The organism is Natronoarchaeum sp. GCM10025321, assembly GCF_042663585.1.
Classification (GTDB): Archaea; Halobacteriota; Halobacteria; order Halobacteriales; family Natronoarchaeaceae; genus Natranaeroarchaeum.
This window is the reverse complement of sequence record NZ_JBHTAN010000006.1, coordinates 2,981,966-3,003,679: the sequence shown is the minus strand read 5'-3', so window position 1 is coordinate 3,003,679 and position 21,714 is coordinate 2,981,966. Positions and strand designations below refer to the sequence as shown.

The 21,714-nt window shown below is 64.0% G+C and carries 23 protein-coding genes and 1 tRNA gene; 8 read left to right on the top strand and 16 right to left on the bottom strand.

Annotation, left to right across the window (positions count from 1 at the left end):
• Nucleotides 1-19: 19 nt before the first annotated feature.
• The gene (locus ACFQL3_RS18305) at nucleotides 20-625 is read right to left on the bottom strand and encodes a hypothetical protein (RefSeq protein ID WP_377056971.1); all 606 of its coding nucleotides are present in this window, start codon (nucleotides 623-625) and stop codon (nucleotides 20-22) included.
• A 155-nt stretch (nucleotides 626-780) separates the two neighbouring features.
• Nucleotides 781-1,866, bottom strand: coding sequence for a GNAT family N-acetyltransferase (locus tag ACFQL3_RS18300; protein ID WP_377056969.1), 1,086 nt, complete (start codon nucleotides 1,864-1,866; stop codon nucleotides 781-783).
• Between the two features lie 220 nt (nucleotides 1,867-2,086).
• Here ACFQL3_RS18300 and ACFQL3_RS18295 point away from each other — a divergent pair, with 220 nt between their 5' ends.
• From ACFQL3_RS18295 to ACFQL3_RS18280, 4 genes are all read left to right on the top strand, one after another.
• The gene (locus ACFQL3_RS18295) at nucleotides 2,087-3,601 is read left to right on the top strand and encodes a carboxypeptidase M32 (RefSeq protein ID WP_377056967.1); all 1,515 of its coding nucleotides are present in this window, start codon (nucleotides 2,087-2,089) and stop codon (nucleotides 3,599-3,601) included.
• A gap of 55 nt (nucleotides 3,602-3,656) precedes the next feature.
• Nucleotides 3,657-4,589, top strand: a complete 933-nt coding sequence (locus ACFQL3_RS18290) for a cobalamin-binding protein (RefSeq protein ID WP_377056965.1) — start codon at nucleotides 3,657-3,659, stop codon at nucleotides 4,587-4,589.
• On the top strand, nucleotides 4,586-4,999 hold the full coding sequence (locus ACFQL3_RS18285) for a desampylase (RefSeq protein WP_377051124.1): 414 nt from the start codon (nucleotides 4,586-4,588) through the stop codon (nucleotides 4,997-4,999). The genes ACFQL3_RS18290 and ACFQL3_RS18285 overlap by 4 nt, the downstream gene beginning before the upstream one ends.
• A 71-nt stretch (nucleotides 5,000-5,070) precedes the next feature.
• Nucleotides 5,071-5,586 (top strand): peptidylprolyl isomerase, encoded by a 516-nt coding sequence (locus ACFQL3_RS18280; protein ID WP_377056963.1) that lies wholly within the window; start codon nucleotides 5,071-5,073, stop codon nucleotides 5,584-5,586.
• A gap of 9 nt (nucleotides 5,587-5,595) precedes the next feature.
• Here the strand turns inward: ACFQL3_RS18280 and ACFQL3_RS18275 are convergent, their stop codons facing one another.
• A complete protein-coding gene (locus tag ACFQL3_RS18275) occupies nucleotides 5,596-6,057 on the bottom strand; it encodes a hypothetical protein (RefSeq protein ID WP_377056961.1) in 462 nt (153 codons plus the stop codon).
• Nucleotides 6,058-6,177: 120 nt separating this feature from the next.
• Between ACFQL3_RS18275 and ACFQL3_RS18270 the strand changes: the two genes are divergently transcribed.
• Entirely contained in the window at nucleotides 6,178-6,522 is a 345-nt protein-coding gene (locus tag ACFQL3_RS18270) for a ferredoxin (protein ID WP_377051120.1), read from the top strand.
• Between the two features lie 48 nt (nucleotides 6,523-6,570).
• Nucleotides 6,571-6,654: transfer RNA gene (locus ACFQL3_RS18265), tRNA-Leu, on the top strand.
• A 56-nt stretch (nucleotides 6,655-6,710) separates the two neighbouring features.
• Here the strand turns inward: ACFQL3_RS18265 and ACFQL3_RS18260 are convergent.
• The 3 genes from ACFQL3_RS18260 to ACFQL3_RS18250 all read right to left on the bottom strand — a co-directional run bounded on the left by ACFQL3_RS18260 (nucleotide 6,711) and on the right by ACFQL3_RS18250 (nucleotide 9,893).
• Nucleotides 6,711-7,421 carry a phosphoribosyltransferase family protein gene (locus ACFQL3_RS18260; protein WP_377051118.1) on the bottom strand — a complete coding sequence of 237 codons (711 nt, stop codon included), beginning with the start codon at nucleotides 7,419-7,421 and terminating at the stop codon, nucleotides 6,711-6,713.
• A gap of 126 nt (nucleotides 7,422-7,547) precedes the next feature.
• On the bottom strand, nucleotides 7,548-9,497 hold the full coding sequence (thrS, locus tag ACFQL3_RS18255) for a threonine--tRNA ligase (RefSeq protein WP_377051116.1): 1,950 nt from the start codon (nucleotides 9,495-9,497) through the stop codon (nucleotides 7,548-7,550).
• Nucleotides 9,498-9,677: 180 nt separating this feature from the next.
• Nucleotides 9,678-9,893 carry a hypothetical protein gene (locus ACFQL3_RS18250; RefSeq protein WP_377056959.1) on the bottom strand — a complete coding sequence of 72 codons (216 nt, stop codon included), beginning with the start codon at nucleotides 9,891-9,893 and terminating at the stop codon, nucleotides 9,678-9,680.
• Between the two features lie 203 nt (nucleotides 9,894-10,096).
• Here ACFQL3_RS18250 and pdhA point away from each other — a divergent pair, with 203 nt between their 5' ends.
• Nucleotides 10,097-11,128: a pyruvate dehydrogenase (acetyl-transferring) E1 component subunit alpha gene (gene pdhA, locus ACFQL3_RS18245; protein WP_377051111.1), complete on the top strand. Its 1,032-nt coding sequence runs from the start codon at nucleotides 10,097-10,099 to the stop codon at nucleotides 11,126-11,128.
• 8 nt (nucleotides 11,129-11,136) lie between these two features.
• On the opposite strand, the gene ACFQL3_RS18240 is transcribed toward pdhA, so the two are convergent.
• Both ACFQL3_RS18240 and ACFQL3_RS18235 read right to left on the bottom strand, forming a co-directional pair.
• On the bottom strand, nucleotides 11,137-11,532 hold the full coding sequence (locus ACFQL3_RS18240; protein WP_377056957.1) for a DUF6276 family protein: 396 nt from the start codon (nucleotides 11,530-11,532) through the stop codon (nucleotides 11,137-11,139).
• A 1-nt stretch (nucleotide 11,533) separates the two neighbouring features.
• Nucleotides 11,534-12,229, bottom strand: coding sequence for a V-type ATP synthase subunit D (locus ACFQL3_RS18235; protein ID WP_377056955.1), 696 nt, complete (start codon nucleotides 12,227-12,229; stop codon nucleotides 11,534-11,536).
• A 116-nt stretch (nucleotides 12,230-12,345) separates the two neighbouring features.
• Here ACFQL3_RS18235 and rnhB point away from each other — a divergent pair, with 116 nt between their 5' ends.
• Entirely contained in the window at nucleotides 12,346-12,993 is a 648-nt protein-coding gene (gene rnhB / locus ACFQL3_RS18230) for a ribonuclease HII (protein WP_377056953.1), read from the top strand.
• A gap of 1 nt (nucleotide 12,994) precedes the next feature.
• On the opposite strand, the gene ACFQL3_RS18225 is transcribed toward rnhB, so the two are convergent.
• The 8 genes from ACFQL3_RS18225 to pan2 form a co-directional block, all read right to left on the bottom strand.
• Complete coding sequence (locus ACFQL3_RS18225; RefSeq protein WP_377056951.1) at nucleotides 12,995-13,885, bottom strand: NAD+ synthase; 891 nt, start codon at nucleotides 13,883-13,885, stop codon at nucleotides 12,995-12,997.
• A gap of 126 nt (nucleotides 13,886-14,011) precedes the next feature.
• Nucleotides 14,012-15,649, bottom strand: a complete 1,638-nt coding sequence (locus ACFQL3_RS18220; protein WP_377056949.1) for a preprotein translocase subunit SecD — start codon at nucleotides 15,647-15,649, stop codon at nucleotides 14,012-14,014.
• Nucleotides 15,646-16,524, bottom strand: coding sequence for a protein translocase subunit SecF (gene secF / locus ACFQL3_RS18215; protein WP_377056947.1), 879 nt, complete (start codon nucleotides 16,522-16,524; stop codon nucleotides 15,646-15,648). Before secF ends, ACFQL3_RS18220 begins: the two co-directional genes overlap by 4 nt.
• Before the next feature lie 96 nt (nucleotides 16,525-16,620).
• Entirely contained in the window at nucleotides 16,621-18,039 is a 1,419-nt protein-coding gene (locus ACFQL3_RS18210; protein WP_377056945.1) for a hypothetical protein, read from the bottom strand.
• A gap of 64 nt (nucleotides 18,040-18,103) precedes the next feature.
• The gene (locus ACFQL3_RS18205; protein ID WP_377056943.1) at nucleotides 18,104-18,583 is read right to left on the bottom strand and encodes a pyruvoyl-dependent arginine decarboxylase; all 480 of its coding nucleotides are present in this window, start codon (nucleotides 18,581-18,583) and stop codon (nucleotides 18,104-18,106) included.
• A gap of 31 nt (nucleotides 18,584-18,614) precedes the next feature.
• A complete protein-coding gene (locus ACFQL3_RS18200; RefSeq protein WP_377056941.1) occupies nucleotides 18,615-19,565 on the bottom strand; it encodes a hypothetical protein in 951 nt (316 codons plus the stop codon).
• A gap of 70 nt (nucleotides 19,566-19,635) precedes the next feature.
• Entirely contained in the window at nucleotides 19,636-20,241 is a 606-nt protein-coding gene (locus tag ACFQL3_RS18195) for an HTH domain-containing protein (protein WP_377056939.1), read from the bottom strand.
• 187 nt (nucleotides 20,242-20,428) lie between these two features.
• The gene (gene pan2 / locus ACFQL3_RS18190; protein ID WP_377056937.1) at nucleotides 20,429-21,667 is read right to left on the bottom strand and encodes a proteasome-activating nucleotidase Pan2; all 1,239 of its coding nucleotides are present in this window, start codon (nucleotides 21,665-21,667) and stop codon (nucleotides 20,429-20,431) included.
• Nucleotides 21,668-21,714 lie beyond the last annotated feature (47 nt).

Below are 21,714 nucleotides of genomic sequence, written 5' to 3'. Positions count from 1 at the left end.
AAGGAGCGGCCGGGATCGCTCAGAGTCGGTGGGCGGGCGGCATGCTCTGTTCGCGCTCCGTGCGTTTGCCGCTGCCGAGCGCCGTCCGGGTCATCCCGCCCAGTCCAACGATTGTGATCAAGAGTACGACCGGTGCGCCGGCGTAGGGAACCAACGCCAGCACCGCCGCCAGCGCCACGCCCACGAGCAGGCCGACCCAGTCGTGGTCGACGCCAAAGCGGGCAACGATGGCGTTCCCGAAGGCAATAAAGCCGATTGCCTGGGCGATGAAGGTCGTGCCGAGGACGAGCAGTGCAAGCGGATAGGCGGCTAGCCAACCCAGCATGATCTGCGAGAAGACCCATGCCGAGGCCCCGAGCAGCGCCAGCAGTACCGCGACAGCGATACCGAACAGCGAGGAGACGAACACGCTCGAACGGGCAGTCCTGATGGCAGGTGAACACCAGTGTGGCAAGAGGGCGAGGACGGCGACACCCATGAACGTGACGACGCTCGTCTGGATGGCGACTCGCTCGAACAGCGTCAGTTCGACGACCGAATCGGTCGGTACACCCTGCGCAGCAGCCACTGAAGGAAGCAACGCCAGCACCGCTACAAGCGCGAATCCCCCCACTCGCCGGTTCATGTTTACCACTTACTGTCCCATTGTAAATAAAGACTTGCTTATGAAAGAAAAGCAGAGAGGTCTGTGACGTGAATGTGCACCCGTGATCGGTCTATAACTGCCTCGCAATCTGAGAGCATGCCGGAGAACTCATGTCGTATCGCGCTCGGCGTACGTCAGTTGCCAGTATGCTGCCTCGTCGAGGGGCGGTCGCCGATGGACCACGAGACCCCGTCGGCCGGTCGCGCGACCAGCGTACAGCGGTGGCCAGAGACCAGCGAGATCGGGAGTCGGTCGTCCGGAAGAAACCCGTAGGTGAGCAACAGATCGTACGGGATCACCGTCCCCGAGATGGCGACGACGTCCGAACTCAGGTGATCGGCCAGTACGGCTTCGAGCGTCGCCGAGAGGCCGCTTCGCCACCGCATCCCGCCGGTCATCGGCACCACTTCGCCAATCTGCGTGATCGTTACGGCATCGTTCGTCCGCCGTGTTCGTGCGATGAGGGCAACTACTGGCTCCCCATCGACGGTCGCCACGTACGTCGACCGAACCCAGACCGGACTGGCAAACCGCCACTCGTAGAACCGTCGCGTCCGGTAGGCGTGAAATCCCGCTGGCTGCCGGCGTTCGTACAGTCGGACGAGTTTGTCGACGTCGAGGCCGGGCCGCGACTCGACGGTGATATCGTCCAGTCTGTCGTCGGCCCCACTGCGGCGGTCATAGTACCGTCTGAGCAGCGGCCCGACAAGCACGGCACCTGCCCTCGCCGGCGGGCTATCGATGTACTCGGTTGCGAGCGACTCGGGGTGTTGCACGCGATAGTGCGTCCGTTTCCGGTCGATCCGTCGCCAGCCGAGGCGCTCGTATCCCGGACGAGAGATCCCGTTCGGGAAATTGAAGTACAGGTCGACATCGGTGTCCTCGTAGTACTCGATGGCGCGTTCGGTCATCCGGGTGAACAGGCCCTGACGACGGTGGTCCGGATGGACCATCGTATCCGTCGGCTGTAGCGCCAGTACAGTGTGATCGTCGACCCGGATCTCGAACGGCATGAAGGGGCGCGCGCCGACGACATCGCCGTCTTTCCGGACGACAAACAGGGGAGTGTGATCGACGTACGGGTTCTGCTGGTACTTCCAGTCGAACCACTCGCCCCCACGGTCACGGTCCCACACCAGAGAGTCGAGGGCAAGGACGCCGTCGCGGTCGGCCGGACGATACTGACGGATCTGGTACTCTGTAACGGCGTCGCTCTCCATTAATAAGTTCCAATCCAGTGAGCCACATAGTAATCCTCGGCATAGTCGACGGGCGGAGACGATGATCGATGGATGGGAGCGGGTATAGCCTGAGCTATTGGTACGGAAAACTCTCCTACCAGCAGAGATCCGAGGGTAATCAATACGTTTTAGAGACAAACCGGTTAGAGCGAACCGCCGGTAGCAGGAGATTGATAGGCGATGACACGAATAAACGGGTATGGCAACGGATGCAGCCTCCGAGACTGAGCCGGCAGAGTACGAGGCGTTTCTCGAACGGGTCCAACGGTACACCAACGTGGGGAACGCCGCAGGCGTCCTCGGGTGGGATCAGGAGGTCATGATGCCCGAAGGCGGGACACCCGCTCGCTCGCAACAGCTATCCGCACTTTCGGCGGTCAGCCACGAACTACTGACCGACGAGGAGACCGCCGATCATCTGGATGCGCTCGAAGACGCCGAACTCGACGACGAGCAGGCCGCGGTGATACGCGAGGTCCGCCGGGAGCACGACCGGGCGACGAGCGTCCCCACCGAACTGGTCGAGGAGATATCCCGGACGACCAGCGAGGCCCATCCCAAGTGGAAGCAAGCGAAGGAGGAAAACGACTTCTCTATCTTCGCGCCGACGCTCGAAACGTTGGTCGAACTCAAGCGCGAGTACGCCGAACACGTCGACCCCGACGCTGACCCCTACGCCGTCCTCTTCGCGGAGTACGAGCCATATCTCGACCTGGACACGGCCGACCGCGTCCTGACGCGTCTCAAAGAGGAGCTAGTGCCCCTGATCGACGACATCGCCGACTCCGAGGCCGACCTGGCGACGGACGCGTTTGCGGGGGAGTTCCCCGAAGACGAACAGGAGTCGTTCGTCCGCGACGTGCTCGACGAACTGGGCTACGACTGGGACCGCGGACGCCTCGACACCGCGCCCCATCCGTTTTCCTCGGGGACGCAGTTCGACGCGCGCGTCACGACGCGCTTCAACGAGACCGACCCGCTCGGCGCACTAACGAGCACGATCCACGAGTTCGGCCACGCCACCTACACGCAGGGACTGCCTGACGAGCACTACGGGACGCCGCTGGGCCAGTCGCGTGACCTCTCGGTCCACGAGTCCCAGTCTCGATTCTGGGAGAACCACGTCGGCCGCACGAAAGCGTTCTGGGAGCTGATCCTTCCGGATATGAAGGCCCAGTTCCCTCAGCTAGAGGACGTCACTGTGGAGGACGCCTACGAGGCCGCGAATCAGGTGTACGACGACAACCTGATCCGGGTCGAAGCGGACGAACTGACCTACCACATGCACATCATCATCCGCTACGAGGTCGAGCAGGCGCTGATCAGCGGCGACCTCGCAGTGGAGGACGTCCCCGAGGTCTGGAACGACAAGTACGAGGAGTATCTCGGGATCCGGCCCGAAACCGACGCCGAGGGCTGTCTGCAGGATATCCACTGGAGCCACGGCAGTTTCGGCTATTTCCCGACCTACTCGCTGGGGAGCGTGCTGGCCGCCCAGATAGACGCGACGATGCGCGACGAACTGGATGTCGACGCGCTGGTTCGTGACGGCGAGTTCGACGAGATCATGACGTATCTCAACGAGAACGTCCACGGCCATGGCTCGCTGTACACCACCGACGACCTGATCGAGGAAGCGACCGGCGAGGCGTTCACCGCCGATTACTTCGTCGAGTACGCCGAGGAGAAGTTCGGCGAGCTATACGACGTCTGAGCAGGGGACCTGTCCGGCGTCAGCGTTTAGCCGTCCGACCCCATACGTGGATTCGATGAACGTCGTCTCCTTGCTTCCCTCCGCGACGGAGATCTGTTACGCCCTCGGTATCGAGCCAGTCGGCGTCTCCCACGAGTGTGACGTGCCGCCCGAGGCGGCCGAGCAGCCATCGATCAACTACGCACACGTCGATCCGGAGGCGAGCAGCGGAGAGATAGACGCGCAGGTACTCGAAGCCGAGCGCGAACACGGCGGCGTCTACGGCATCGACGTCGAGGCGCTGGAGCAGGCCGACCCGGACCTCATCGTCACGCAGGGGATCTGTGACGTCTGTGCGGTCGACGAGGTGCTCGTCGAGGACGCGGTGGCGGATATCGACGCCAACTCCGAGATACTGACGACCGACCCCCACAGCGTCGGCGACGTGCTCGACGACATCGAGACGGTTGGCGAGGCGACTGGACGCGGCGAGCGGGCCGCCGAACTGGTCGCCGATCTGGAGGCCCGAATCGAGCGCGTCCGGACCGCAACGGCCGAGGTCGAGGAGCGCCCCGAAGTCGCCATCCTCGACTGGCTCGACCCGGTGATGGTTGCGGGCCACTGGGTACCCGAAATAATCGAGTGGGCCGGCGGCGAGTACGGCCTCGCCGATCCGGGCGACCGGTCGACGCCGCGCGAGTGGCGACAGATCCGCGAGTACGATCCGGACGTCCTGATCGCGGCCCCCTGTGGCTTCGAACTCGACCAGACAGCCGAGAACCGAACCGACCTGACAGAGCGGCCCGGCTGGGAGGACCTCCGTGCAGTGAGGCAGGGTCGCGTCCACGCGATGGACGGCCACAACTACGTCAACAGGCCGGGCCCGCGTCTCGTCGACACGCTCGAAGCCCTCGCGGGCGTGCTTCACCCGGACATCGTCGATATGCCCTCGGACGACGTCGTCTCGTCTTTCGAACGGCTCCACGACGCCACCCCAAGAGAGCCGTGATCGAACTCGAACGGTCGGTCTACGACGGACTGATCGACCACGCGCGAGCGGCTGCACCGAACGAGGCCTGCGGCATCCTCGGCGGACACGTCGACGAGGACCGTGCTCGGGTGACGTCCCGGCATCCGACCGAAAACGTCGCGGAGCAGCCACGAGCCGAGTATTTGATCGATCCCGAACAACAGTTGGCGCTGTTCGAGCGGATCGAAGCGGCCGGCAAGTCCATCGTCGGGTTCTACCACTCGCATCCGAGGGGCCCGACGGCTCCGAGCGAGACGGATCGGAAACACGCTGCCTGGCCGGGAAAATCGTACGTTATCGTCGCCATGGACGGCGGGCCGTTCGTGGGCTCCTGGCGGTGGCGAGCCACGGCGGAGCGGTTCGAGGCGGAACCGGTGCAGGTGGACTAACCTCGGCATACCCGACCCGTTCTCGGGGGCGACTACAAGCCTTTTTGACGCCGACGCCCCTCCAAAGAGGTATGAGCGATCTGACTGCGACGATCCACACGAACCGCGGCGACATCGAAGTCGAACTGTACGACGAGAAAAAACCGAACACGGTCGAGAACTTCGTTGGCCTCGCCACCGGCGAGAAGGAGTGGGAAGACCCCGAAAGCGGCGAGACGGTCGAGGACGAACCGCTGTACGACGACGTGGAGTTCCACCGCGTCATCGACGACTTCATGGTCCAGACCGGCGACCCGACCGGGACAGGCCGAGGCGGCCCCGGCTACACCTTCGACGACGAGTTCGACGACGACCTCTCGCACGACGGTGCGGGCGTGCTCTCCATGGCGAACCGTGGCCCCGACACCAACGGCTCACAGTTCTTCATTACGCTGGATGCCCAGCCACACCTCGACGGGAAACACTCCGTCTTCGGCCGCGTCGTCGACGGGATGGACGTCGTCGAGGAGATCGCCGACCTGCCGACCGACCGCAACGACAAGCCACAGGGCGAAGCCGTCATGGAATCCGTCACGATCGAAGAGTAGCACCGCACACTACGACACTGATCGGCGGATTCCGAGCATCGCCCACCACGAGAAGACGACGCAGGCGATAGCAAAGCCCCACCAGATCGGCGGGGGCGTCACCGTCTGGTAGGTCGCCACGCCGACCAGTGCGACGAAGCCACCGAGGGCCGTCGACCACGCGCCGAGGAATCGCCCTGACTCCGCCGCGTTCTCACGTCGCTCAGTCCCGAGTCCGTCGAGCAACCGGAACCGGTCGCCGAAGCCGAGCGCACAGCCGAGCACTACCATCGAGACGCCCGTAAATGTGAACACGCCGGCGGCAACCGTTTTCGGTGCCCAGTCGTAGGCGTCGCCGAGCACGACGCCAAGAATAAAGCTCACACCGCTGATCGCACTCACGACCCCCGCCATGGGTATCTCGGATACCCACGCGAAGGCGCTACCGGCGAGGAGGAGGGCCGCACCGACCGTCAGCAGGGTCATCGACATACTACGGGAAGTATACTGTCAGCGATTAAACGTTTTGGGGTATTCATTAGGGATCGGGCGCGGGCTACGGGGCCGCGCGGACCGTAAGCCGAAAGACGATCCAGTTCGTTCGAGTGAGTAATGAGCGATCTGGATGCCGAACTGCAGGATCCGACGTCGTTCGGTGACAGCAACGCACCCCCGACGGAGGAGAAGCCCTACAAGATCATCTTCGACGCCAGCGCGTGTTTCGGCGCGGGCAAATGCGCCGAGGTAGCGAGTAACTGGGAGATGGACATCAAAAGCGGAATGGCAAGCCCCCGATCCTACTACATCGGCGAGGACGACCTCGACGAGAACGTCAGCGCGGCGGAGGCCTGCCCGGCGAACAAGGGCGATGGCTGTATCTACGTCATCGACCGGCGCACCAGCGAAGAGGTCGCACCCGATCCCCACGGCGACGGCACCCTCAGCCTGGAGCGGTGACCAACCGCAAGACTGTAAACCGCCGGGCCAGTTAGCTACGAGCGCAGCGAGGGAGTAGCCAAGCAGGCCAACGGCGCGGGTCTTAAGAACCCGTCTCGTAGGAGTTCCTGGGTTCAAATCCCAGCTCCCTCATTTCCGTATTTTCATTTGTACGAGAGAACTGCGGACAGATCGCTACGAGAGAGCGATCAGAACTCGATGAGCGCACTCACTGGTGCGTCGGTCCGCTCCCGAGCGCGCTCGATACCGTCGTCGCCGACCGCGATCAGGGTGAAGACGCCGCCGATCTCAGCGCCGGCGCGTTCGGCGATATCGAGCAGGAGTTCCTGGGTCTCGCCCGAGCGGATGAGGTCGTCGACGACCAGCACGGTGTCGCCCTCGTTGATCGAGCATGCCGGCAGGTAGTAGGTCAGTTCGATCCCGGACTGAAGCCGCTGGCGGGACTCGATGAAGTCCTCGACCGCGGTCTCTTTGGACTGTTTCGCGTAGGCCGAGCGCCCGCCGTAGTAACTCGCGATGGCGGCCGCAAGCGTGATGCCGTCGGTGGCCGCCGTGAGCACGACGTCCGGCCGGTCGAACTCGAAGGACTCGGCCGCGACCGGGGCCGCGAGATCCAGAAAAGACTGATCGAAGACGATAGAGGAGTTGTCGACGTAGCCCTCCTCGTCCGTTTTAACGCGGTCTTCGAGTTCCGCCGCCAGCGCGTCGCGGCCGACGCCGGAGACGACCTCTCGGGCACGGTCGTCGCTCGGCAGGACGTGACCGTTGACGTACCGGTTGAGATCGCCGGCCGGGAGTCCGGTGAGTTCGGCGAGTTCGTCGTACGTGCGCGTCTCCTTGAGCATACGGAGAACCGAAACCGCGCGCAACTGGAGGGCCGCCTTCTCTGCTCTGTTCATACGACCTATGCACGGTTCCACAAGTATGGTGGTTACGATACTGACGGGGGGGCTGATGTCCACGAACGTGGATCTCTCAGCGTGCATACCTGTAAACTGACCGCGAGAAAGGCTCGCCGAAAAGCGTCAGTCCGCGAGGAAGTCCGGTTCGATCCGCTTTTCGTCGCGTTCGGAGCGCAGGTGATCGCGGAACGTCTCGATTTCGACGTCGTACTCCTGGTCCTCGAAGCGGTCACGAACCGAGATGTTGCCGTCTTCCTCCTCGTTGTCGCCGACGATGATCATGTAGGGCACGCGGTCGTCGTGGGCCGCGCGGATCTTGCGCTCGATGGTGCTGTCGCGGTCGTCGACCTCGGCGCGGAACTCGTCGAACTCGTTTTTGACGCGGTGGGCGTAGCCGAGGTTCGCGTCGCTGATCGGCAGGACGCGGACCTGCTCGGGGGCGAGCCACAGCGGGAAGTTGCCCGCGAAGTGCTCGATGAGCACCATGAAAAAGCGCTCGTAGCTACCGTAGAGCGCGCGGTGGATCATCACCGGCTTGTGGTCCTCGTTGTCCTCGCCGACGTAGGACAGGTCGAAGCGCTCGGGCATGTTGAAGTCGAGTTGGACGGTCGGGCCGTCCCAGCGGCGACCGATCGCATCCTCAAACCCGAAGTCGATCTTCGGGCCGTAGAACGCGCCGTCGCCCTCTTCGACGTCGTACTCGATCGATCGGCTTTCGAGGACGCTCTCGAGTTGTGACTCGGCGCGGTCCCAGATCTCGTCGCTTCCGACGCTCTTCTCGGGCCGGGTCGCGAGCGCCACGTCGTACTCCAGATCGAAGGTGGTGAGCACGTCGTCGATCATGTCCATGATCTGTTCGACCTCCTGACGGATGTCGTCGGGCCGGACGAACAGGTGACCGTCGTCGATGGTGAACGCCCAGACTCGTGAGAGGCCGGAGAGTTCGCCACGCTGTTCTTTCCGATACACTTTGCCGTTCTCGGCGTACTTGATCGGCATGTCCCGGTAGGACCACGAGCTATCGTCGTAGATTGCGGCGTGGCCCGGGCAGTTCATCGGCTTGAGACCGTACTCGTCCTCGCCGACGTCAAAGACGAACATGTCGTCCTGATAGTTCTCGTAGTGGCCGCTCTTCTCCCAGAGGTCGGTCTTGAACAGGTGTGGCGTCTCGACGTACTCGTAGCCGGCGTCGAGGTTCAGATCGGCGACGAAGGACTCCAGTTCGCGCAGGATCGTCTTCCCCGGTGGGTGATAGAGCGGCAGGCCGGGGCCGGTGACCTCCTGGATCGAGAACAGGTCCATCTCCGCACCGATCTTGCGGTGGTCACGGCGTTCGGCCTCGCGCTGGCGCTCGTGGTACTCCTCCAGTTCCGCTTCGCTCTCGAAGGCGGTGCCGTAGACGCGAGTCTGCATGGGGTTCTCCTCGTCGCCCCGCCAGTAGGCGGCGGCGATCTCCAGCAGGTCGACCGCCCCGATCTCGCCGGTCGACTCGACGTGCGGGCCGGCACAGAGGTCTTCCCACTCGCCCTGGCTGTAGAACGTGACCGTGTCGTTCTCGTCGGCGAACTCCTCGAGGAGTTCGAGTTTGTAGCGCTGGTCCGCGAGTCGCTCGCGAGCCTCCTCGATCGAGACTTCCTCTCGCTCGATGTCGTAGTCGGCCTCGATGATCTCCTCCATCTCGGCTTTGATCTCGTCCAGGTCCTCCTCGTCGAGGTCGATATCGTCGAAGTCGTAATAGAAGCCCTCGTCGGTTGGCGGACCGATCGCTAGCTGGACGTCGTCGTAGAGCCGTTCGACGGCCTGTGCGAGGCAGTGCGAGGCCGAGTGGCGCATCACGCGCAGCGCCTCGTCGGAGTCCTCGGTGACGATCTCGATCTCGACGCCGTCGTCGTGGATCGGCTCGTGCTTGGAGACGAGTTCCCCGTCGATCCGACCGGCGACAGTGTCGCGGCCGAGGCCGGGCCCGATCTCGTAGGCGACGTCCTCGACGGTCGCGCCACGCTCGACGCTAAGTTCGGAACCGTCGGGCAGTACTACCGATATTTCGTCCGCTGAATCTACATCCTGAGACATTGGTGCACCTCCGGCTGGTCGGTGGTGACCAGCGAGAGAATCGGCAGGCGGGAGTTGTAGTTAGTTACGGGCGAGCGCCCGGCCTGTAAAGCAGCCACCTGCCATCTGTATCCTGTGCTACTGCGGGATCCAGTAAAAGGGTTGTGATACAGTAGTTCGACGTATCCGGTAGTCGCGCCCTCATCCGGTCGTGTCCGGCAGTTCGACTTCGTCGGGATGTGGCATCCAGAGCAGATCAATCGCGATACCGAGCGTGAGCGGGATGCCGATAACGACGACCAGAGCGGTCGTCCGATCGCCCGCCGCGGTACCGATACCGAACGGGCCGCTCAGCAGCATCGTCGACACGACCAGCAGTAACGGGATGAGAAGCGCCGCGTACAGCGCTGCCCCCACCGAGTCGTCAACCGGATGCGGAAAAAGCGCGTGGCTATCGCCGCAATCGCCGTGTGGACGGTCAGGAGAATGCCGTAGCCGATCACCGTGCTCACTGCGACCATACCCGGGGTAGTCGCTGCTCGGTCTTTGTCCTGTCGGATACCGGCGAGCGATCCCGGGACCGGGGTAACGGTTTTGCCGGGAGCGAGCAACTGTGAGGTATGCACCGGGCTATCGGCGAGCGGGACGTCGCGGAGACAGCGGTGACCGAAGCCGAGGCGGTCGACCTCTACCGAGAGATGGTTCGCGCGCGCCAGTTCGACGACCGGGCGCTCGCGCTCCAGCGCCGTGGCTGGATGAGCGGCTATCCACCGTTCCGTGGGCAGGAAGCGACACAGGTGGGCGTCGCCCACGCCATGGAAGCGACGGACTGGCTCGTCCCGACGTACCGCTCGAACGCTACCCAGATAGCTCGCGGCGTCCCGATGAGCGACCTGTTCGCGTTCCGAAAGGGCTACGCGGAGTTCCAGTCCGGGCATGAGGTTCCGGTCTTCCCGCAGGCCGTCCCCATCGCGACCCAGTTACCCCACGCCGTGGGCCTCGGGATGGCCACCCAGTACCGCGACGACGACCACGCCATCCTGACGCTCTTCGGCGACGGCGCGACGAGCGAGGGCGATTTCCACGAGGCGATGAACGTCGCGGGCGTCTTCGACGCGCCGGTCGTCTTCTGCTGTGAGAACAACGGCTGGGCCATCTCGTTGCCCCGCGAGCGCCAGACGGCAAGCGAGACCATCGCACAGAAGGCGACCGCCTACGGCTTCGAGGGCGTCCGCGTCGACGGGATAGATCCTATCGCAGTCGCCGAGACCGTCGCGGACGCGCTGGCGACGGCGCACGACACCGGCCCCGTTCTGATCGAGAGCCTGACCTACCGCCTCGGCGCGCACACGACCAGCGACGACCCGTCGCGATATCGCGACGACGAAGGGGATCTCCCCGAGTGGCGCACGACGGATCCGCTGGAGCGCTACGAGACGTATCTCCGCGAGCAGGGGCTTCTCGACGACGAGACGGACGAGGAGATCCGTGCGGACGCCGAAGCGGCTGTCGACGACGCCATCGAGCGCGTCGAGGCGATGCCAGACTCGGAGCCAGACGAGATATTTGACTCCGTCTACGAGCGGCTTCCGGCCGAGCTACAGCGCCAGCGCTCGGCGGTGGTGTCGGCCGCAGACACTGAAGGAGAATAACTAGACACTCACTCGACGAACTGCGCTAGCTGCGTTCGCCGCCGTTCGAGGTCGACTGCTGGCTCCAGCGAGGGATCAGTAGCGAGGCGGTCGATCACCAAGAAGACGTCCGTCCCCTGCGTTTCGAGCCAGTCGACGAGCGACTGGATCGAGTCGCGGTTGTGCACCAGCGAGTCGAGCAGGTGAACGAGCACGGCGACGCCGACCGCGCTCTCGGCGTCGGCAGGGAACGCACCGCTGATCGAGGTGAAGTCGGGACTGTCGGTCGCGTATGCGTCTGTTGGGGCGATCGAGAGACAGGTAGAACAGATCGCGATCCGGTCCGCATCGTCGGGGGCATGCTGACGGACGGTCTGGGGGACGGCAACGACGACCGTCGATTCGCCACACGCCGAACAGGCCATATCAGTCGCTTGCCTGTGCTTCTTCGAGCGCCGCGGCCTCGGCTTCGGCTTCCGCCTTCTCTTCGGCTTCTGCCTCTTCCTTTTTCTCCTTGATCTTCTTCATGCGGAAGATCTCTTCGCGCTCCTGCTCTTCGAGTTTCTGCTCGATATACTCCTGATTGGTGTACAGGTCGGGCAGGAGCTTGAACTCCAGGGCGTTGACGCGGCGTTTCGTCGTCTCGATTTCGTCGAGCATCTTCTTCATCGCCGTCTCGACCTCCGCCGCGAGGATGATCGATTCGAGCAGTTCCTCGTAGGACTCCGCGACCTCGTCGATGCGCGAAGACGTGCCGAGAACGCCGTAGCCACGCTGGTCGAGGCTCTTTTTGACGCGCGTCGACTCGATCTGCGGGACGACGACGCCCATGATGTTTTTCGACTCCGTGGTGATCTCGGGGTGTTCCTGGAGCGCGGCTGCAGCGCCGCGAACGGCCACGTCGCCTTCCATCGCGCGAGCCATGTTGATCGTCTTCTGGGCCGCCTCGTAGTCCGCTTCCATATCCTCTCGGACGTCCTGGGCCTGGTCGAGGATGTCCATGAACTCCATAATGAGCCCGTCACGCTTCTTTTCGAGCGTGTCGTGGCCCCGTTCGGAGAGCTCGATGCGATCCTCGATCGCCATCAGGTTCTTCCGAGTGGGCTTGACGTCTTTGGCCATTTGCTCCCTTCTAACGAACCCAGCCGGATAACTGTTACCAGATTCGACGGCGTCACCCGGCAATGCGGTAGCTCCGAGCGAAACCGTTTTGTCCCGAGAGCGGGAGCGCACAGTCGATGAGTAGCCGATTCGGGGCCGACGAAGCCGGACGCGGACCGGTGCTGGGATCGATGTTCGCCGGTGCCGTCGCAGTCGACGAGCCGGACGACCTGTCGGCGGGCGTCGCCGACTCCAAACGGCTCACGCGGGAGCGCCGCGAAGAACTGTTCGAGCGGATGGCGGCAGACGACCGCGTCCGGACTGCCGCCGCGGAGGTCCCGACCGAACGGATCGACGACCCCGGGACGGACATGAACACGCTGACCGTCGAGGCACAGGTCGAGGCGATTCAGGAAGTCGCGCGAGCGGGTGACAGCGGCATCGTCGACGCCTGTGACACTTCCGAAACGCGGTTCCAGGGACGCATCGAGGACGCGCTCCCGTTCCGCGCGGACGTGCTGGCCGAACACGGCGCCGACGACGAGTACGCCATCGTCGCCGCGGCGAGCATCGTCGCCAAGGTCGCCCGCGACCGGCACGTCGACGCGCTCGCGGAGCGATACGGCCCGGTCGGGAGCGGCTACCCGAGCGATCCGACCACTCGCGAGTTCCTCGACGCCCACGTCGCCGAGCACGGAACCCTCCCGGAGTGTGCGCGGGAAAGCTGGCAGACGTGTGCGGATCTGCTCGCCGAGGCCGAGCAGACCGGACTGGACGGGTTCTGAGCTACCGGTAAAACGGCTGTCGCGACCGATCACCACTGTGCTCGCCGATCCCCGGCATTGGCGGGAGAGTGCGCTTGTGCGCGGAGTCGAGATACATCTCCGCGACGTCCTGGGCGGTCTCGACGGGAACGTCGACCCTGTCGGCAGCCGTCTCGACGTCGCACTCGCGGTCGATCAGCAGTCTGAGCAGGCGATCCAGCGTCCCGTAGCCCGCGCCGATCTCCGATTCGTCGGTCTGGCCCGACCAGAGGCCGCCAGTCGGCGGCTTGCTGATAATCCGCCGCGGCACGCCGACGTGCGCGGCCAGCGAGCGGACCTCCGTCTTGTACAGATCCCCGAGCGGGAACAGATCGGCCGCACCGTCGCCGTACTTGGTGTAGTAGCCCAGCAGTAGCTCCGAGCGGTTCGACGTGCCCAACACCAGCAAGGATCGGGTGTTCGCCGCGTAGTACGCGGAGAGCATCCGTAGTCTGGCGAGGACGTTGCCGGTCGCCACACGATCGGCGTCGGCCTCGAAATCGGCTCCGACAGTCTCCTCGAACGCCTTGAGCAGGGGTCTCAGCTGTATCTCCTGAAACTCGATCCCGAGGCCGTCCGCAACCGTCCTGGCCTCGGTGGCGTGGACGCTATCGGTCTTGCTGGCCGGCAGTCCGAGGCCGAGTACCCGGTCACTTCCCAGTGCCTCGACGGCGAGCGTCGCGGTCAGCGTGGAGTCGATCCCGCCGCTCATCGCGACGACGACTCCCTCCGTGTTCGCGTCGACGACGGTCCGGCGGACGAACTCGACGACCTCGCTGCGCGCCGCTTCAAGCCCGTCACTGTCCGACAGAAACATCGGCCCGTCGCTATCCCCCAGATACCGCTCGAACGTGGTGTCGTCGCCAACTAACATGGATGTATGGTCACCTGTTCTCAAGAGAAGCCAACAATCTAGAGATATTTAGACCCAACGCTTGAACAACTAGTAGAATAAGGAGAGATGGGTGTGTGGATCAGAACCGAAGGTAGACTGCGGCGGCTACCGCTCCGTCTTGACCCGTCGGAGGATGCTCCCGTAGGCCGGGCGGGTGACGAACACCCCGATCAGCACACCGATGATGGTGATGATCGCGAAGCCGCGCAGGTCCCCAAGCGAGAGGAACGCGAGCGGACTCATCGCGATGATGGTCGTCGCGGCGGCCGCGCCGATGACCCAGAACGCTTTCCGGAACCGGGTATCGAACACGCGCTGGGAGGAGACATCGCCCTCGGCCATCACTTCGTCGGCGATGATGATCAGGTCGTCCACCCCGGTCCCCACGACGGCGATAAACCCGGCGACGTGAGAGAGGTCGAGCGGTAACTGGATCGCTGCTGCGAACCCGAGGAGGAGGAGCACCTCAGAGAGCGCGGTGAGCGACATCGGTGCGGCGACACGCGGATCACCGTAGCGGAGGAACACCATCAGCACCACCGTCAGCACGGCGAGCACGCCGGCAAGCAGGGCGTAGCTTTTGAACTGACTGGCCCGGTCCGAGGTGATGGTCTGACTGGTCCCCTCGTCGAGATCCAGCGTCGTCGGCAGGCTCCCGGCTTCCAGGCTGACCTTGATGTCCTCGGCAGTCTGGCGGTCCGGCGACGTCGCGACGAACGTCGGGTTGTTCACCCACGTCCCGTCGTTGAACTGCTGGGCGAGACCCGGCTGCATCCCGAGACCGCTGATCGTCTCCCCGTCGAGGTCGATCAACTGACAGTAGCCGTACGGCGGGTCGGTCTGGTCGACCGGAGCACAGCCTGCCTGGACGCCCTGATCGGACGTGATCCCGGTCTCGACCAGCGTATTCATGTACTCCGGCGCGGCGTCGTCCGTCACGACGACCGGAACCCGAAACTGGGTCCGGCCACCGGCCTGTTCCTCTTCGATGGTCGACACCGACCTGATGTCCTCGGGTGTGAGCACGACCTGTTCCTCGTAGCCCGCCTCGTTGTCGGCGGGGTAGTGAGCGACGATTTCGACGAGGTTCTGATCGCGGATCAGTTCGCGCAGTTCGGCGGTCGACGTCCCGGGCGACTGCACGACGATGTAGTTCTGGCCGCCAGCGTTGTCCTGGCGAACAGTCCCACCGTCGAAGCCGGACTCGCCCATCCGACTGTCGAGGATATCGATCATCGACTGGCGCGTTTCGGCCGTTACGCCGTTTCTAACTTCCGTGTCCTCGCCAGCATAGCCGGCGTTCTCGACTGCGAGTACCAGATCATCCTCGCTGACGTCCGGGTGGAACACCTCGACGGTCCGGTCCTGAACGCTGTCGCCGCTGACGCTCGCAGAGACTTCTCGCTGTGCGAGGTCTAGACTCTCGTTATTGGCGACGAGTTCCTCGTGCACCGCCGATTCGACCTCGCCGTTGAGTTCCGAAGTCGTCTGTCCCCCACCGGCGTCGATACTAATGCCTTCGGCGGTCATCCCGATCACCGGCGCACGAACGCGTGCACCGCCGGAGAGTTCGATACCGTACTGGATGTTCGACCAGCTAGCGGTCGTCTCGCCCTGTTCGCTCTCCCCGAGCGAGTCGCCGAAACCCGCCCCGGGGACGAACAGGAAGAAACACGATATCCCGATCAGCGAGGCGAGCATCAGGACCCGCCAGTTGTTGCGGATCTTGTCGCGCACGCTCATCGGTTGATCCCCTCGAACTTGTACCAGCGAAGTAGACTCAGATTGAGCATGTACGTGTTCATCAGATCAGCCAGCAGTCCGACCACGAGCACGAGGCCAATCTGCCACAGGATTCCGATCCCGAAGATGTAGGCGACGACGGTGAGGACCGCCATCGCGGACATCGACGTCACGGTCATCGTCACGCCGGTCTGCATGGCGCGGTAGGTGCTCTCGTAGAAGTCGCCGCTCCGGCGCAGGACGTGGTTGTTCAACAGGATGTCCGAGTCGACGCTGTACCCGATCAGCATCAGCAGGCCAGCGACGGTTCCCAGCGACAGCGGTATCCCGAGCACGTTCATGACTGCGACCGGGATCACGATGTCCGAAAAGGCGGAGATGACGATGGCGATGCTCGGAACGAACGTCCGGAACAGGGCGAACGCCAGCGTACCCATCCCGACGAAGGCGATGACGATACCGTACAGCGCTGTCCGCTGATTGTCGCCCCCGAAGCTAGCCGAGAACGTGCTCGCCTCCTGGACGACATCATCGTTCCCGTTAGCCGGGGTCAGGTCTGCTTCGGCCTGTTGTTCGATCCCCTCCGCATCGTCGGACCTGAACTCCAGGATATACTGATTGGAGGTCCCCGTCGTTCTAATGTTCTCTACCTCTTCGTTGAACGCCCCCTCGATAGTACTCCGGTCGTCAGTCGTCTCGATTGTAAGTTCCGTTCCACCAGCGAAATCAATACCTAACGTGGCGGGTGCGCCGGTAAACACCCACCAACCGATAACGACTGCAAGCGCGACCGCCAACACGGCCAACGGAACGGCCGCCAGTTGGCGATTCGTGTACCGGTCATAATCGATCTCCGGTACATCGAACTGTCTCATATGCCCGTGTCTCTGCGTGGCCCCCGAATAAGTTTTCTCATCTCGTCCCGGGCCCGTCTCCGGAATACGCCGTCGTTAAGCAGTCTAGGGCGGGTCTCACGCCTGAACGTACGGTAGTTCGACGGTCGGCATCGAGAGCAGCCAGAGCGAAATCATCGTGTACAGCACCATCACGGCGACGAAGGGGATCTGGCTTCGGATCGCCTGGAGACGGCCGGGGAACAGGTCGAACGACGTCGCGTGAGCGACCCAGACAGCGAGGACGTGCCCCGCGAGGACGAAGGCGACTTCGAGCAGGTCGACCCACGCCGGAAGCACGACCTGAGTGAACGCGGGCGGGGCAGGCGGTGAGAGGGGGTTCGTGACCGCGGTCCACAGCGACGGACTCAGCGCGATAAAGAAATTGAAGTAGTGAGCGAGATGGTAGCCCGCCGCGATGGCGAGCAGCGGCGGCGCGAACCGAAGGCCGAGCGTCCGGACGGACAGGTACGTCTCCGCGCGGCGACGCGCGAGGCGGGACGCGAGTCTGTACAGGCCGAGAAAGAGTCCATACCCTGCCACGAGCAGGAGTAGGTAGGCCGCAAGCGGTGGTACCCCCGCTTCGACGAGCGACTCGACCGTCGAGACGCCCGGGGAAGTGACGACCAGCCCGCTGAACGTCAGTTCCCAGACGAGCAGGACGACGAAGGCGACGCCGGAGCGGTCGGCGAGCAGTTCCGACTCGCCCAACCGAGCGCCCGGCAGGCGCAGCGACCAGCCCTCCTCGCCGCGCTGGAGCGGCCCGACAGCACCGTAAAAGCGGAACCACAGCGAGAGCGGATCGGCATGCCGGAACCAGGTCTCGGGCGAGAACAGCACTGCACCGGCCAGCGTGTACAGGCTGTAGCCGAGGACACCCCACGCCAGTACCGCGGGCGCTTCGGTGACCGGGGCGATCACCTCGACCCAGATCAGGGCGAGCAACGCAGCGACCGCGGGCCACTGGCCCACGTCGGGATACTCGACAAACCCGTTGGGCAATCGTTCGGCGACGCGCCGCCAGGGGTTGATCGTCGGCCAGGGGTTGCCGACGAGATACGCGACCATCGTCAGCCCCGACCGGATGCCGACGAAGACGAACAGGACGGCGAAACTCGCGCTTCCGAACGGTGGCCCGGTGAAGCCGGTGTAGACGACGAGGACGAGCGCGAGCGCCGAGAGGACCGCGCCGGCAGCGCCGACAGCCGCGAGCACCGTGTCACTGTACGGAACTATGGGGCGTTTCGACCACGTGTGATAGGAGCCGACGAACTGCCGGTCGGTCATCAGCATCGAGAGCATCGCGGAGGCGGCAATCACCGCCCCGCCCGTGAGCAAGAACAGCCACGTCGGCACTGCGACGTCGCCGCGCTGGCCCTCCAGTCCCGCGACGACGTTCGAGGCAGCGACGACGTCGACCAGGGCCAGCAGAACCAGCCCTAGCCCACCGAGAGCGACTGTAAGCCGGACTCGTCTGGACGGAGCGGGGAGAGACATCTGTGGAAAACGTGTGATTCGACCGGTATTTAGCTGTCGTCTCGACGTGACGGATGCTGACGGGTTACTCCAGCATCGACTCGCTGTGGCCGTAGGTCGCCAGCACGAGCACGGTCGTATACTCCTCGTGGGCGGCCTCGGCCTCGACGACCCGCGTTTCGGGCTCGCCGAACGTCCAGTCGCGGAGCGTCTGGCCCGCATCGAGTCCGTCGAGAACGCGCTTGCTCGTCATCTCGGCGGGGACGCGGTCCGCGGCCTCGTAGAACAGGCCCGGTCCCTCGGCTGATCGCACCCAGCCGAGGCCGGCGCTGATCGACTCGCCCGCGGTTGCGGTCGCCCGACCCTGGACGACCGTCAGGCGGTTGCCCGGCGGACCGAGGTAGGGCGCAGTATCTGCGACTTCGATTTCGGCCTCGGCGGGAATCATCGAGGAGACGGTGACGAGATTGTAGTTGTGAACGCCGGCATCGGCCAGCGCGGCGTCGTACGACGCCATCTCGGTGGGGCCGTCACCGACGCCCCAGACGATCCGAATCGTGTCCATACCGGAACGAGGTGACCGGGCCGATAAGGCGTTACGATCCCTGCCCGGCGTCGTCCTCGCTCACACTGTTCTGTGCGACGCTGACGCTGCGAGTCCCCTCCCGGCCGCGCTCGGTCATCGAGACCGTCGTGGGAGTGCTCCCGGCGAATTCGATCGTCAGCCGGTAGTCGTCGACCGACTCGTCGGCAGTACACGCCCCGTCGGCGTCATCGACCTCGACGTCTTCCACGGTGAGATCGAGTTCCGAAGCGTCGGCGTCGTAGGAGAGGTCAGTGACGCCAGTCGTCTTGCAACTGCTTGAGCCGACGACGAGCGTCCCTTCGATGGTGACCGCGTCCTCGATGCTGATCTCGGGCGACTCGCCGACCGCCGCCAGGCTTCCACGGTCGACCTCGAGGGAGGTATCGTCGATTCCCTCCGGCGGCGACTCGACGGTGGTGGGTCCATCCCTGGATCGGTCCCGAACGCCGTCACGACCGACAATGATCTCGCGGCGCGCATCCCGGAGGTCTTCGACCGCCCGGACGGTCTCGGGGACGCTCTCGTCGAACCGGGCGGTGAGTTCGTACGACTCGCTCGAGATGTCGTCCGTGCAGTTGCGAGGTTCGTCCTCCGGCGAGTCGTCCTCGGCCTCGGCGTCCTCGAGGACCACGTCGAGACGCGCCGCGTCGGCGTCGTAGTCGACCGTCGTCGCGGCAATCGTCTTACAGCTACTGGAGCCGATCAGCATCCGCCCGGTGACGGTAACGGCGTCCTCGCCGAACTCGACACTGGGATACTCGTCCGGTTCGGCGGAACTGTCCACGCCGACTGCCAGATCCCAGTCGGCGAGTGCCCCCGCGACAGCGTCTTCATCGCCATCGGATCCGTTCTCCGGTTCGGGGTCGCCGTTTTCGTCGCCGACGGGGGTACGGTCCTCGATACAGCCAGCGGTCGTCGCCAGCGCACAGCCGACCACTGACAGCAGTCTCCGTCGTTGCATACCCGAGACAAGACGCCGACTACTTCTAAAGCCGTTGATAAATGAAACGCGCGTTTGAGCTATCGACGATTCAGTCCTGGGAGAGGAGCTGAGGGCGTGCTGCCTCCTCGTCGGCGGGGCCACCGAGTTCGATCCGGTCGCAGTCGTGACAGACCCCAAGCCCCTGAACGTTCGTGAGCAGCGCGCCACACTCCGAACACCGTTCCGGTACCTGTGTGGCGCGGTCGGCATCGAACGAGAACAGATCGATATCGCCAGTTCTGAGGGCCGCAATTGCGTCAGTGACGCTGTACTGTTCCTCACTGCGCGAGTGCGGGAAGACGTTTGCAAGCCGGTTGTCGGCGTACACTGCGAGACACATGATCGGCGTCCGAAGGATCGTTTTCGTCTCGTTCGTGAACGAGGACGTGGTGGTGCGAACGTCGAAGGGCGGGCGAATGCTCACGTCTTGCTCGTCGGCCCAGGCCTCCATCTTTCGGAACTCCTCGATTGCCTCTGCGTACGGCGTCTTTTCGGAGAGCGTTATCTTGTCGGGCCACGCATGTATCGAAAGTGAATCGACCTTCCCGGCCGATTCGAGCTGCTGGACGGTATCGATCTTTGCATCTATCGGATCCAGTAGCTGTGCGGGACGAACGTAGACTGTGACTGATAGTGGTTCAGTTACATCTTTCATCGGATAGTCCCCACGGGGTGTAAAATTCGACCGAAGCCGGTATAACGGTAGTTATGAAATAGTCCGGATTCGCCTTCCGTAGAGGTTCGTATGTGAGTAGAGTACCTCCCCGTGCGTCCCAGACGGGCAACAGACAGTTGCCGATCAGGCAGTCAGAAACAGGGGGAGATGACCCGACGCGGGGGCGTCAGTACGCGTAGTCGACGTAGCCCGGCGACGTGATAGCCTCGCCCGCGCCGTCGTCGTCCGCAAGCTTGTCGATAGCGGCCTCGAAGTCCGCCATTCGGACCTCCGTACGGTCCTCGCGGATGGCGAACATGCCCGCCTCCGTCGCGAGGCTGGCCATCTCGGCACCGCTGTGGCCTTCGGTGTCGCCCGCCAGTTCGGTGAAGTCGACGTCATCTGCAAGGTTCATCCCACGGGTGTGGATCTGCAGGATCTGCTCGCGGCCCTCGAAGTCCGGTTCGGGCACCTCGATGAGGCGGTCGAACCGGCCGGGGCGCAGAATCGCCCGGTCGAGCATGTCGAAGCGGTTCGTCGCGGCGATAATCCGGACCTCGCCGCGGGCCTCGAAGCCGTCCATCTCGCTCAGGAGCTGCATCATCGTCCGCTGGACCTCGGCGTCGCCGGAGGTCTTCGATTCGGTGCGTTTGGCCGCGATGGAGTCTATCTCGTCGATAAAGATGATGGCGGGTTCGCGCTCGGTCGCCAGCTCGAAGAGATCACGGACCAGTCGCGAGCCCTCGCCGATGAACTTCCGGACGAGTTCGGAGCCAGCCATCTTGATGAAGGTGGCGTCGGTCTCGTTGGCCACCGCTTTGGCGAGCATCGTCTTGCCGGTCCCCGGCGGACCGTAGAGCAGGACGCCGCTCGGCGGCTCGATCCCGGCTTCGCGGAACTTCTCGGGGTTGATGAGCGGCTCCTCGACGGCCTCGCGCACCTCTCGGATCTGCTCGTCGATGCCGCCGATGTCGCCGTAGGTCACGTCGGGAGACTCGTCGACCTCCATCGCCTGTGCACGCGCGTCGGTCTCGCCGTCGAGGATCGTCTGGATCCCGAAGGAGTCGTTGACCGCGACGCGGTCGCCGGCGGCCAGGTCGTCCTCCATACTCGGGGGGAGTTCGGTGAGAACCTCCTGGTTATTGCCGTGCTGTTTGACGATCGCTTCGCCGTCCGAGAGCTCTTCGACCGTCGCGATGTACAGCGACGACGTCTTGAGCGCCTCGTTCTCACGTTCGAGGTGGTCCGCTTCCGTGCGGAGTTCCTCGCGCCGTTCGTCGGCCGAGTCGAGCTGTTCCGTCAGCTCATCGTTCACCTGCAGTATTTCGACGAAATGCTCCCGTAACGCCTCGAGACGCTCGGAATCGGACATGTCGGGGTCTAAATCGAGCCGGGGGCGATCCGGAAGAGAGGGGCTGTGCGCCATTAGTATGAACGTTTGTCGCCCACGTTAAAAGTGCCTTTTGGGTCCGG